The organism is Bacteroides nordii (assembly GCF_019930665.1).
Classification (GTDB): Bacteria; Bacteroidota; Bacteroidia; order Bacteroidales; family Bacteroidaceae; genus Bacteroides; species Bacteroides nordii.
The window spans coordinates 26035-40789 of sequence record NZ_CP082886.1; the positions used below are offsets into that span (position 1 = coordinate 26035).

Consider the following 14755-nt stretch of genomic DNA (forward strand, 5'->3'; position numbering starts at 1 on the left):
AAAATCAATCATGTAATTTCTAAAAATGTCCCTATTTAGCCTCTAAAGCGCTTTTGGAACGTTTTTAGAATAATAATAGCCGTTTTTAAACATCGATTGATATTATGTAGATTATGTTTGCGGTATGAAAAAATAACGTATTATTAATTTATATTGGTGACGTTAAATCATTCTATTATTAACTTTAATTTTTATTATTATGAGAAAAAATTTACTTTTAATTTCGGCCGCTTGCCTATTCTCTATGTGTACAATGGCACAAAATTATGCTCCTGCTGCATGGACATTTAGTAAGCAGCAGCAAGGTAGCGCAGCAGGATTATTTATTAAAGAAATGGCTTCTACTAATTGGAACTGTAAAGCTCCTTTCCGTTTAGGGGATGCTTTGGATGGTTCTATTGGGTTGGCATGCGCCGTTGGTGGGGATGTGACAGGACCGGGAAGTGATCTGTATGCTAATGTAACAGATGCAGATAAAGCTGTGTTTGAAGAGTTCTATAAAGCATGTCAAATTGTAGATGGTGGTGAGTTAGGCAATTTGTTCTGCTATCAAGGTAGTGCTTCTACCATGTCTGACCCCAGAGCTGTAAAGAATATCAAGGCAATGCCTAATGCTACTATGTTCTGGCTTTCAAATACAGATATTCCTTTGGCCGCAAATTATCGTGTTTCTATGGGGTATCGTGTTATTGCAAATTCGGGTACCAATGCAATGAAATTGACATTAGCTACTTCTGCTTATGACGGAATAGATACTGGTACCGGACTGGCTAACGGCTCTTATCGTGAATTGGAATTGCCTTTTTATGCTGACTTTAACGACTATTGGAGCACTGCTACAATGGATATAACTATTGCAGATAATACAGATCCTAACTATAAAGAGTTGCCTTTAGTAATAAAGATGTGGTTAGGTGGTGGCATTGAAAATGCGATTGTGCTATTTAGTGATATTAAACTGGAGAAAATCGGAGCAATTGATAATAAGTATGTTCCGGGTAAAGTGGAAGATGTGGAATGGAATGACTCTCCAACCGGAATAAGTTATAAGACAGCTGATCAGAACGCTGTTGTTTGGGCATCTAATGGTGAAATTACGGTGGTAGATGCAAAATCTCCTATTCAGGTTTATTCGGTTTCAGGACAACTGGTTTCCTTCAAAGCTCCTATTTCAAGTGTTACAACAATCCCTGTGGCTCAAAAGGGTGCTTATATTGTCAAGATCGGAGAAAGCAGTAGAAAAGTTGTTTTGTAAATTTTTGAGCTATCTAGGAAACGAATCTTTACAGCTTCACAGCAAGAGTCAAGATTCGTTTCTTCTTTTGTTAATCTTTTATTTAATGATCTAAATTGATTAGTATGGTTTTAAAAAAAGTTATGTTAGCATGCATTTTGGGATGCTTCTTTTTAAACTCTTTTTCGCAAACGACCAATTATGCGATAAATAATGATGGTACTGGTTTTGTTCAAACGTCAACTATTATGAATGAGTTGAACGGACTGGCGGAAGCTACCGTACAAATATGGATTAAACCTGTAGAATGGGTGAAAGGTGCTCAGCTTTATAACCAGAGTAATCTTGTTATAGAATTGGGAGAAAACCAGTCGCTGATTGTTAAAGCCGGGGCTTCTTCTGTTACTTGCACTCCGGAAATAGCATTGAATATCTGGTCGCAATTGACCATGGTATATGATAATGGTGCAGTAAAGTTATACGTGAATAACGAACAGAAAGAGACAACAGGTACGTTACCGGCTATTTTGCCGGATGCAGTGAATACCTGTTATATTGGCAAAAATTTTAAAGGTCAAATAGATGAAATACGTGTTTGGAGGAAAGCACTGGAACAGAAAGACTTTTTTTGGAACAATACGTTGAATAAGTTTAATCCTAATTACGATACATTAGTTTCTTACTGGAAGTGCGATCAGGAACAATGTGAGAATTTGGTTGATTATCAGTTTGCTCACCATGGAATTATTAATAATATGCAACGCGTGGCTGTTGAAGATAATGCGATAATGCGCTATCGCGTAGTGACCGGATATACAAATCTGATGCGTTTTACAGACCGGGGTAATATAAACCGGGATATGTTTCTGATGACCAATGATTTGATTCTACTTTCTGCCAAAGTGCAGCAAGACGGATCATTGTTCCCGGAATATCCGGATAATTCCGCCGTTCCTGTGAATGTGTCTTATTTGGCTGAGTTTGAAGGACGTAAGGGAGTGATGGATTTTCATGGAATAGGATCTAAGATGGTAGCAGAAGATGGTCGTGCACCTTTTGATCCGACTGAACGATTTGGCTGCGGTACTCCTAATGTTGCCACTGTGTCGGGGTGGATTTATATTGATAAATGGGTAGAAGGTGCCGGTATATTCTCCAACTATCAGGACGAAGATAATTGCATGGTCATTAAATTGGGACAAGAAGCAAATAAGGAGATTGTTGTTGATTTTTGCGGGACTATAGCTACTCTGAAGAATCAAGTGGAAGTTGGAAAATGGCATTATTTGAGTGTTTGTTTTAAACCGGCTGAAGGAGAGATTACAGGTCGTAGATTTAATCCGGTTTTTATAAGCGTTGATTATGTAATGCATGATAAGATTTCCAGTAAAACCGTTGAACTTAGTGGTAAAGATATGACAATAAAGGTAGTACCGGTGTTTGCAAATAGTACAATAACGTTGGGAGATAATCTGGATGGAAAACTGGATGAAGTTATGGTTTGGGGAAGTGACCGCTCCGGATCGGCAAAGAATGATGCTGAGAACGGTTACCAATGGAACATCGGAAGCTGGAATAATATTTTCTTAAATGCTTATTGGAAGGGGGATGATCCCGAGAATGTCGGTAAAGACTCACAGAGCTATATCGGTATGATCGAGTTCATTCGTAATTATTATGCAGGACATCGTGGTATGAAAATCCGTATGGGTATTATTTATCCGGATGGAGAAAAATGGAAATGGGGTGTTTTGAATAAAGAGGAATATCTGGACAATATGATTAATGATGCAAAAAAACTATTGACACATTGTGATGGTCTGGATGTTGATCTGGAATGGATGTACAGTTCGTCTGACTGGACTATTTATAACCATGTCGTAAAACGTTTGATTGACGAAGTTATGGCAGGGCATAGAGATACAAAAACATTTACCTGTTCATTGCATAAAGTGTCTTATGGCGGATTTGATAAAACAATGATAAATGATGTAGATTTCTTTACGTTCCAGCTATATGGCCCTAACAAGGAAACTTATTATTGGGATTATTATCCTGAAGCCTACAATTGGTTTACAAGTTACGGATTTCCTAAAGATAAGATTTTGATGTCTTACGGAGTATTGCTCGTTAATAACGGAGAGGAAGGCTATAAAGATCTGTTTGAGAAATATGGAATGAATGATAGTAATTTTGATCCGGCTTTGAATTCATGGGATTGTGGTGGCATCGTTAAGTATTATAATGGGGTGAACCAAACGAAACGTAAACAAGAATTTATTATAGAGAAAGATTGCCGTGGAACGATGTACTTTGATATGGGTAATGACCAACCTGTTAGAGATTATAAGAGTTTGATACGTGCACAAAATGATATACTTGCATCTAACGTAGATACATTGATTACGAAAGTAGATTTGGGCCCGGTGGGGATACAAAATATAGAAAAGAATGGTAAGAAAGAAATATTTTCATTCTATCTCAATCCGTCCGGTAATCAGATAACCTTAATTCTTTCTGTAGAAAAGGATGCAGGCAATGCTTTCTGTGAAATTTGTGCAATCGATGGTAAGGTTGTAATGCAGGAACGTTTGAATGCCGTTACAAATGTAATCCCGCTATCTTTGACAAAGGGGACCTATCTGATACAAGTATGTACCAATAATGGAAATTACACAAAAAAGTTACATATTAATTAAATCTTAGTATTATGGAAAGAAAAACACAAGTACGTATCCTGGCGTTATTTTGTTTGTTATTTCTTCCTGCTTTAGCCTTCTCACAAATAATAGTGAAAGGTACGGTGAAAGCAGAAGATGGCTTTGGAATGCCGGGGGCCAATGTACTACTAAAAGGCTCTACAAATGGTACTATCACTGATGTAGATGGCAATTATAGTATATCTGTTCCAACAGAAAAGTCGGTGTTAGTCTTTAGCTTCATTGGTATGACCACACAAGAAGTTACCGTGGGCAAACAGCGCACCATTGACGTTGTCTTGAAAGACGACAGTGAAATGTTGGATGAGGTGGTGGTAGTAGGTTACGGTACAATGAAGAAAAGTGACTTAACGGGGGCTGTGTCTTCCTATCGTCCGGACGAAAAGGAGGTAGGAAAAATAGCTTCTATCGATAATATGTTGCAGGGAAAGATTGCCGGACTTTCAATCGGAGCTTCTATTGATGCTCCGGGAGCCGCTTCTTCGGTTACGATACGTGGTGCCAATTCATTGCGTGGAGATAATCAGCCTTTGTATGTTATCGACAATATTCCTCAAGCTTCTACGGGAGAGTTTGCCAACTCCGGCAATGATGGTACTTTTACCATTGCAACCAATGCATTGAGTTCTTTGAATCCGGCCGATATTGAAAGTATCGAGGTATTGAAAGATGCTTCGGCTACTGCAATTTATGGTTCTCGTGGTGCAAACGGAGTTATTTTGATTACTACTAAGAAAGGTAAGTCGGGGAAAACGACGGTAGGAGTTTCTGCTAACTTTACCGTTGCCAATGCCGCCAATTTGTTAGAATTGATGAGTCTTGAGGAATATGCTCAATACCGGTTGGTATATGGCGGAGGTTATAAAAAGGATGACAATGGGGATTGGAATCTGTGGAAAATAAATAAGGAAACCGGTGAAAATGAGTGGAATGATACTTTTCAATTCTTCTTGCAAGACGGTGGTGTGTATAGGAAAAATGGTGAAAACTCCAAGTTAAAAGAGAAGTGGACACTTTTGAATCCGATAGATTGGCAGAAAGAGATATATAGTACTGCTCTTTCACAGAATTATTCTGTCACCGTAAACGGTGGTTCTGAGAAAACTACTTATTTTGCTTCGGCTTCCTACAAGGATATTGAGGGATTGGTAAAAGGTACCGGCTTAAAGCAAGGTGACTTCCGTTTGAATTTGAATTCCACACTTGCCAAGAACATTACGATGGCTGTTTCAGTGAATGGATCTATCAAACAGAATGACATGATGTCTGGTGGTAATACGACGGGGGGGGCAACCGGTTCTATCTCTAACGTTGCTCTGTCAAGTGCCCCTTATGTAAAGTCCGAAGAAGAAATGGAACTGACTACTCCGAATCTTGCCGATCGGGCTACGGTCTGGACGTGGGTGGAAGATTATGATGATACTACCATTGAAAAGACATTTCGTGGGTCACTGGATTTGAATTGGAAAATCTTTAAATTCCTATCTTATAATCTGCGTGCCGGTGGTAATATCTCTATTCAAGACCGTGACCGTTGGTTCAACATTACACTTTATACAGGTTCTGCACAGAACGGCTATATTACTCAGTCGGACTTTAACCGTAGCAATTATTCTGTAGAGAATGTGTTTCAGTTCAACCATGAAGTAAAGGGGATTGTGGATATCAATGCTACAGCTGGTATCACGTATGATACATATCGTTCACTGAATACACTGGTTGTTGGAAATGATTTTAACAACTATAGTTTTCGTTCCAATGGAATGCACATGGCCGGTAATGTGGAGTATAAACAACCGGCTCAACGGGATTATCAACTACTGTCATTCCTGGCACGCGCAAATTTGAGCTTTTTGCAAGGGCGCTATTTGCTCACTGCATCTATTCGTGGCGATGGTTCCAGTAAGTTTAAAAAAGGTAACCAGTGGGCATATTTTCCTGCAGCAACAGTAGCATGGCGTTTGGAACAGGAAGATTTCATAAAAGATTATTCATGGATCAATCAATTGAAGCTTCGTGCCGGGTATGGTGAAACGGGGTCTCAATCTATTGATCCGTATAGTACATTCTCAAGTTACGGTACACAATTTACAAATACGCCACAGGGGGCAGAAAAACCTGCACAAGGGGCAACCGGTAGCGGTGATAAATTGATAGGTCTTGTAGTCGATAAAATGGAAAATGACGGGTTGAAATGGGAAAGAACTATTTCCTATAATGTCGGAGTTGACTTTTCTTTCTTTCAGGATCGAATCGGAGGTACTGTCGACTTGTATTCCAAGAAGACGAAAGATTTGCTGATACAACGCGATCTTCCACCATCAACTGGCTATAAATCAATGACAATCAATCAGGGAAGCCTTCGTAATAAAGGGTTAGAGATTTCGTTGCATGGAGATATTATCCGTACGAAAGATTTTACGTGGTCGCTTTCTGGTAATATAGCTTTTAACCGACCTGAGATTCTGGATTTCGGATTGCCGGAAGAAGAGTGGGGGACAGGACAATATTGGAAAGCATATATGGGAAATAGTCTGGGCGATCATTTTGGTGAGGCGAATATATTTATTGCCGGAAAGGCCCCAGGTTTGTTCTATGGTTATCAGACGGATGGAATTATTCAGGAGAATGATCCTTATATAAATAAGATAGATGCAACTAAGTCTATAGGAACGGTAAAAGCAGGTAATTTGAAGTTTGTAGATCAGAACGGTGACGGGGCTATTAATGAAAAAGATCGGGTCATTTTGGGAGACCCTAATCCTGATTTTACATATGGATTCCAGACTGATTTTAGGTGGAAAGACTTATCGCTATCCATGGCATTTACCGGGGTACAGGGGAATGATATTCTAAATACGAATGCACGTTATTCTATCTTACCGTCTAATTCGACCAGTATGATTTATAAAAGTTCATTTGAGAAAATGTGGAGAAATGATAATCCATGGATAGGAGAATATCATGGAAATGAAATGCCCTCGCCCGGCGCGGTAACTCCTAAAGTTATAATGGACAGATATGTGGAGGATGGAAGCTATCTGCGTTGTTCGGATATTACATTGGGATATAATTTGCCCAAAAATCTGGTTTCAAAGATTGGATTTAATAGTATTGGGGTTTATGCATCAGTGAAAAATGCGTTTATAATAACCAATTATTCCGGTTATGATCCTGAAGTAAACAGCTTTGCTTTTGACGGAACGCGTCCGGGTATCGATACGAGTTCAATGCCGCATACCCGTTCGTTTATATTTGGACTTAATGTTTCATTCTAATATTCTGGTTTGATTATGAAGAAAATCAATATAATTTATCTGTTTTTAATGTTAGCTGTTTTAGGGGCTTGTTTGGACGAAGATCCAAAGTACACTACAAACTCTAAAGTAGTATACAGCGACGAACAGTCTGCACAAATGGCTCTGACCGGAATTTATGGTCTGATGGCTGTACAGGGGTCTTTTGCACAATTGCTTCCTGAGATTAATACGGAAGCTTCCGGTCTGTGCTGGACCTCTTATAACACATCCGATAATCGTTGTCAGTATACTGCCGGGGCTATTCCTACGGAGAATGAGTTTAATAATCTGGTATGGGGAGCGCTTTATCAGGCAATTGCAAATTGCAATATTTTTATAAAGGCGTGTGAAGACGGAGAGAGTGCTGATTGGAGTACGAAAGCCAATATGGTAGCTCAGGCTAAATTTATGCGAGGGGTATGTTACTATGTTCTTTATTCTTTTTACGGAGGAGTACCCCTGCGATTAACACCGTCTGATCGGGAAAGTTTAGCTGTGTCACGGGCTACCCGTCAGCAGACGATTGACCAGATTATAAAAGATTGGACGGAAGCTGCTGTTGATTTGGATGAAACCTCTTCTTTGGCAAGTAATAAACCGACTGCTCCTAATAAATATTCTGCTTATGCTTATTTAGCGAAATTGTATTGGGTGATGGGCTGTAATGCTTGGGCTGCCGAAAACGGAGATTATTGGGCTACAGGCGTTTTGAAGCAGACGTGGCCGGAAATGCAAACCAGCGATGTTTATTTTAAGAAAGCAAAGGAATATGGTGACTTGGTGTTAGACAAAAGTGATTTTGATCTTGAACCGGATTTTAATACTTTATATAATGGTACACGTCTCAGTTTTTCTAAAGAGTTTGTCTTTGTAATCGATGCTACTAAAAATACGACTGAGAATGTAGGATACAATTCATTGCACTGGACATTTTCTCCTCAGAACTCTTCTCAGGGGGAAACTTGGGGACGTTCGCAGCCTAATAAATCTTTTTATGACTGGGCACATGGTACTTATCAGGATGATCCGCGTTTGAAGGTTACTTTCATCTCTAAATGGGTGAAATATGTTAATAAAATGCCGTCGGATGAATGGCAGGCTGCTTATCCCTACGTAACAAAATCTTTTAATGATACGACATGGGTCGATTCGATTGTCAGACCTGGAAGACCTCCTATTAAAGTACCGATAGTAACTACGCATAAAGAATTGGTGGATTCTATCGATTATATCAATGGTGGATATGAGGATCCGACGAATCCGAAAGTAGAAGAACTGGATTCTTTATTACGTGAAGCATATTGCAAAACAAAAGGCCCATCGGATTGGAATATTAATGACTGGCCTTATTTCGGAAAATATATGACTAATGATTGTTCCGGACGTTATGCTAATAACAATCTGTATGTATATCGTTTTGCTGATTTTCTTTTATTGATGGCAGATGTTGAAAATGAATTAGGAAATACGGGAACTGCTATTTCTTTGGTAAACAAGGTGTTGCAGCGCGCACGTAATTCAGCTAAGCCGATAGCCACTTATCCGAAAGATTTATCGGCTACTTTGTCGAAAGAGGCAGTGCGGGAATACATTTTCCATGAACGTCTCTTTGAATTGGCAGCAGAATTTGATGGATTTACGGATACAAGAAGGCGGGGTATTGAATGGCGAAAGAAGCTACTTGAACGCAATAATAACCACCATATAACTTCTGCTTGTTATCATTATGGTCTTGAAAACAATTATGCTGCCCCTTGGAGAGAGTATTGGTATCCCAGTGATGGCGAGGAAGACTGGAATACGTATCTGATACGTAATCAGTTGATTCCTATTCCACAGATGGAATTAACTACTAATGATATGATTTCCATTGAAGACCAGAATCCAGGATATAGCAAATAAGGATAGGTAGGGATAATATGACAGATATGTCAGTGTACTTTCTGATAGGTATTTATAAATAAATCCTGATAACAGTGGGCAGTAATGATGAAATTATCGTATATTGTCCACTGTTTATTTTTTTTAAGGGTAGAAGATATAGTGAATAATCAATTGCGTCCCTAAATAAACTTTGTTATGTGAAGAATATGACTTTCACTGAAAAAAGCTACTACAGAAGAAAAATGGATATAGCTTCCTAAGACTAAGGGTGGAATCATACTGACGAAAATAAAGAGGAAGCAGTTGGGCATTATCAGAAAGATTGGTGTTTTGAATAAATAAGTATTGTAGTTTTTGTTTGATGATTGAAAAGAGAATGAAAAATCTTATATTAAATATTGTATCTAAGAAAATAGGAATGTCGTTGTTACTTTGTTCCTTAATGAGTGTTGCATTGATGGCTACTCCTGGAGAGAAGAAACCTTTTGTAATCCCGGAGTTGAAAGAATGGAAAGCATCCGGAGGATATATGACTTTAGGGAGCCATACAAGAATTGTGTACGATGCCGGACAACCGGAGTTGCTTCGTATTGCCGGACTGATGGCCGACGATTGCTTTAGAATGTTTCAGTGGAGACCGGAAATCGTAGTCGGTAAGCCAAAAGCCGGTGATATTGCATTGACATTGAAGCCGGATAGACAATTGGCAAAAGAGGGTTACTCTATTAAAATAACTGATAAAGTACTTTTATCGGCTCCTCAGTCTGAAGGCATATACTGGGGAACCCGTACTTTGTTACAAATAACAGAACAAGATGATAATTATCGTTTGCCTAAAGGGGAGATCCGGGATTATCCCGACTATCCCCTTCGTGGGTTCATGATAGACTGTGCACGTAAGTTTATTCCTTTATCTTATTTACAGGATTTGGTTAAAATCATGTCTTACTACAAGATGAATACTCTGCAAATTCATTTGAATGATAACGGACACAAAAAATTCTTCGATAATGACTTTACGAATACTTATTCGGCTTTTCGGTTGGAATCGGATATGTATCCCGGATTGACGGCCTATGACGGTTTTTATACCAAGAAAGAATTTATCGATTTGCAGAAACAGGCAATGGCACTGGGGATTGAAATTATTCCGGAGATCGATGTTCCGGCACATTCTTTGGCATTTTCACGTTATAAACCCGAAATAGGTAGTAAGAAGTATGGTATGGATCATCTGGATCTGTTCTCACCGGAGACCTATCCGTTTATAGACGCCCTGTTTAAAGAATATTTGGAGGGTGACGAGCCAGTATTCTGTGGTAAACGGGTACATGTGGGTACGGATGAATATTCCAATGAAACACCCGAATTGGTTGAGAAGTTTCGAGAGTTTACAGATCACTATATTCGTCTGGTAGAGCAATATGGCAAGCAGGCTTGTGTATGGGGAGCATTGACTCATGCAAAAGGTAGTACTCCAGTCAAGGCAGAACAGGTGGTCATGAGTTTATGGAATCCTGGCTTTGCCAATCCTCAGGAAATGATTGCGGAAGGATACCAATTAGTGAGCATGTACGATTGGGATATCTATATTGTACCGGGTGCTTTTTACTATCATGACTATCTGGACGAAGAAAAGTTATACAAAGAGTGGACACCGGCTAAAATAGGCCGAAATGAGAGATTTGAAGAGAAGCATCCGTCTATCTTGGGTGGTATGTTCGCTTTGTGGAATGATCTTGTAGGCAATGGCATAACAGTGAAAGATATTCATTATCGTACCTTCCCGGCATTACAGACCTTGGCTGTGAAAATGTGGACAGGCAAAAACACGACTATACCTTATACCGCTTTTAATGAAACTCGTGCTGCATTGAGCGAAGCACCGGGAGTGAATCTGTTGGGTAGGGTAGGAAAGCCGGGTTCCTTGGTTTATCGGAAAACGGATGTTCCGGCGGGTAGTAAGAATCAGATACAGGAAATAGGATATGGTTACACGGTGAATTTTGATTTGACAGGTCAGAAAGAAGCATCGGGTACTGTGCTTTTCCGTTCGCCGGATGCAGTTTTTTATCTGGCCGATCCGATCAATGGATTTTTGGGGTTTGCACGTGATGGCTACCTGGATACTTTCAGATATAAGATTCGGGAGGGTGAAAAGATAAATGTTCAGATAGAAGGCACATCTCGTACAACGACTCTTAAGATAGATGGGAAATTGATTGACCAGTTGGAACCAAAGATGCGTTACTTTAGCTGTGGGAAGGATTCTATGTTGTATTTCCGCACGTTGGTTTTCCCGTTGGAAGAAGCCGGACATTTTAAGAGCCGGGTAGAGAACCTGAAAGTCTATAATTATTGTAAAGAGTAAGATGTCAGATTGTTTGTAGGTTTGAATGGTTATAATCTATGGGCAGAGTCATGTGTTATCTCGGTAAATTGATACTTTGGGGGCGTTACTTATCAGGTTACCCCACTATGTTATGTTACAAACGTTGTTGTGCTGTAATGAATAGTAGTTTGCTCTCGAAGTACCTGTCTTTTCAGTTAAGAATCAATAAATCTGCTCTTGACAAGATTCTCCCGGTAACAGCCTTTTTCTGTTTATCTTTTTTAGCCCTCCATTTTCTGTACTTCGGAAAACTATTATTACCTTTGCCTCACTAACTAACATTACGTAATAAAAAGTAAAGATATGGCAACACCTCCGTTTAAGTATCAACCCATGTTTGAACATGGAGAAGATAAGACTGAGTATTATCTGCTTACCAAAGACTATGTATCGGTAAGCGAGTTTGAAGGAAATCCGATTCTGAAAGTAGAGAAAGAAGGGCTTACGGCTATGGCTAATACAGCTTTCCGTGATGTATCGTTCATGTTGCGCCGTTCGCACAACGAACAGGTGGCAAAGATTCTGAGCGATCCCGAAGCAAGTGATAACGACAAATACGTAGCACTCACTTTCCTGCGTAATGCAGAAGTTGCAGCCAAAGGGGTATTGCCTTTCTGCCAGGACACCGGTACGGCTATCGTGCATGGTGAAAAAGGACAGCAGGTATGGACTGGCTATTGTGACGAAGAAGCACTCTCACTCGGTGTTTACAAAACATATACCGAAGAGAACCTGCGTTACTCTCAGAATGCTCCTTTGAATATGTACGATGAGGTGAATACAAAATGTAACCTGCCTGCCCAAATCGATATCGAGGCAACAGAAGGCATGGAGTACAGATTCCTTTGTGTGACCAAAGGAGGTGGATCTGCCAATAAAACTTATTTATATCAGGAAACAAAAGCGATCTTGAATCCGGGTACGCTGGTTCCTTTCCTTGTGGAGAAGATGAAGACGTTGGGCACAGCTGCCTGTCCTCCTTATCACATTGCATTCGTGATTGGTGGAACTTCGGCTGAAAAGAACCTGCTGACCGTGAAGCTGGCTTCTACACATTATTATGACGAACTGCCTACTACCGGAAATGAGTACGGTCGTGCTTTCCGTGATATCGAACTGGAAAAAGAAGTGCTGGCTGAGGCTCAGCGCATAGGACTTGGTGCACAGTTCGGCGGTAAATATCTGGCACATGATGTACGTATCATCCGTTTGCCCCGTCATGGTGCTTCCTGTCCGGTAGGCCTTGGAGTATCTTGTTCTGCCGATCGTAATATTAAATGTAAGATCAACAAAGATGGTATCTGGATTGAGAAGTTAGATGAAAATCCGGGCAGCCTGATTCCTGTTGAGCTTCGCAATACAGGTGAAGGCGATGCGGTTAAGATTGATCTGAACCGTCCGATGCAGGAGATTCTGAAAGAACTGACTAAGTATCCGGTATCTACCCGCCTGTCACTTAACGGAACAATTATCGTAGGTCGTGATATCGCTCATGCTAAGCTGAAAGAACGTTTGGATCGTGGTGAGGACCTGCCTCAGTATATTAAGGATCATCCGATTTACTACGCCGGTCCTGCCAAGACTCCTCAGGGAATGGCTTGTGGCTCTATGGGCCCCACTACTGCCGGACGTATGGACTCGTATGTAGAGTTGTTCCAGAGCCACGGTGGAAGTATGATTATGCTTGCCAAGGGTAATCGTAGCCAGCAGGTGACCGATGCCTGTAAGAAGTATGGCGGTTTCTATTTAGGTTCTATCGGTGGTCCGGCAGCTATCCTTGCTCAGAACAACATCAAGAGCATTGAATGTGTGGAATATCCCGAACTGGGCATGGAAGCCATCTGGAAGATTGAAGTGGAAAACTTCCCGGCATTCATTCTGGTAGATGATAAAGGCAATGACTTTTTCAAACAGATTAAACCACGCTGTGCAGGTGGTGGCTGCGAAGGCAAATAATGTCGCGGCTACACGTATAACTTGTACCAATGAATAATTTTTCGGGCATCTGTATGTAGATTAGTACAGGTGCCTTTTTTATAATTTAATATCTTATACATATCATGAAACAAACATCGACTGAGCTACTACATCCAAAAACACACATTGTTTGGTTAGACGTCGTACGATTGATAGCCATGTTTACTGTGGTCTGTTGTCATTGTACAGATCCTTTCAATTTTTATCCGGGCGACGCTCCTAATATTAATGAAATTAAATTCTGGGGTGCTGTTTATGGATCGGTATTACGTCCGTGTGTTCCCTTATTTGTAATGATAACCGGTGCTTTGTTGTTACCGGTACGTGGCGATGCCTCTGTGTTTTATAAGAAGCGTATCCCACGTGTATTGTTTCCCTTTCTTATCTGGTCGGTTTTATATAATCTTTTTCCGTGGGTGACGGGGCTATTGGGGCTTAGTCCGCAAGTGATACTCGATTTTTTTCCTTATGCCGGAGAAGATGTAATGCGCCAGTCACTTTCCGTGGCAGTTCGTTATATATTAGAAATTCCTTTTAATTTTTCCATTCTGGCTGTTCACATGTGGTACATCTATCTGTTGATCGGACTTTATCTCTATATGCCTATTTTCTCAGCCTAGGTGGAGAAAGCGTCCGAACGTGCCAAACTTGGGTTTCTGTTGGTTTGGGGAGTCACTTTATTCCTACCTTACTACAATCAGTTTGTAGCTCAATATTTATGGGGCACTTGCTCTTGGAATACTTTTGGTATGCTCTATGTTTTTGCCGGATTCAATGGATATCTGTTGTTGGGACACTATCTGAAAAGGATTGATTGGTCTTTACGTAAAACATTGGCTATTGGTATTCCGATGTTTATTGTTGGTTATATTATTACATTCTTTGGCTTTCGCTATATCTCAGCGTTACCGGAGTATACCCCTGAAATGTACGAGCTCTTCTTCACCTACTGTTCTATCAATGTGGTAATGATGACGATTCCTATATTTATGCTGGCAAAGAAAGCGGAGATTCGTTCGGAACGTATACGGAAGGCTTTGGCCAATCTTACACTTTGTGGCTTTGGTATCTATATGGTTCATTATTTTCTTGCCGGACCTTCCGTACTTCTTATGAGAGCCCTGAATGTTCCTATAAGTATCCAGATTCCACTCGCTGCCGTGGTGGCATTCTGTATCTCATGGCTCTTTGTAGCAATGATTTATCGTTGTTTTAGTAAGGGTGCAAAATACATTGTCGGTTAATTTAT

General features: G+C 40.2%; 6 protein-coding genes and 1 pseudogene. All 7 read left to right on the forward strand.

What is annotated here, in order from left to right; genetic code table 11:
- The first annotated feature begins 199 nt into the window (after positions 1-199).
- The 7 genes and pseudogenes from K8P02_RS00070 to K8P02_RS00100 all read left to right on the forward strand — a co-directional run bounded on the left by K8P02_RS00070 (position 200) and on the right by K8P02_RS00100 (position 14750).
- A complete protein-coding gene (locus K8P02_RS00070; protein ID WP_002559210.1) occupies positions 200-1255 on the forward strand; it encodes a T9SS type A sorting domain-containing protein in 1056 nt (351 codons plus the stop codon).
- Positions 1256-1377: 122 nt separating this feature from the next.
- Positions 1378-3933: a LamG-like jellyroll fold domain-containing protein gene (locus K8P02_RS00075; RefSeq protein WP_002559211.1), complete on the forward strand. Its 2556-nt coding sequence runs from the start codon at positions 1378-1380 to the stop codon at positions 3931-3933.
- Between the two features lie 11 nt (positions 3934-3944).
- Entirely contained in the window at positions 3945-7232 is a 3288-nt protein-coding gene (locus K8P02_RS00080) for a SusC/RagA family TonB-linked outer membrane protein (protein WP_007483993.1), read from the forward strand.
- Between the two features lie 15 nt (positions 7233-7247).
- Complete coding sequence (locus tag K8P02_RS00085; RefSeq protein ID WP_025867984.1) at positions 7248-9155, forward strand: RagB/SusD family nutrient uptake outer membrane protein; 1908 nt, start codon at positions 7248-7250, stop codon at positions 9153-9155.
- Positions 9156-9555: 400 nt separating this feature from the next.
- Positions 9556-11508 (forward strand): family 20 glycosylhydrolase, encoded by a 1953-nt coding sequence (locus K8P02_RS00090; RefSeq protein WP_223382472.1) that lies wholly within the window; start codon positions 9556-9558, stop codon positions 11506-11508.
- A gap of 324 nt (positions 11509-11832) precedes the next feature.
- Entirely contained in the window at positions 11833-13485 is a 1653-nt protein-coding gene (locus tag K8P02_RS00095) for a fumarate hydratase (protein WP_002559218.1), read from the forward strand.
- Positions 13486-13589: 104 nt separating this feature from the next.
- A pseudogene (locus tag K8P02_RS00100) lies at positions 13590-14750 on the forward strand (acyltransferase).
- Positions 14751-14755 lie beyond the last annotated feature (5 nt).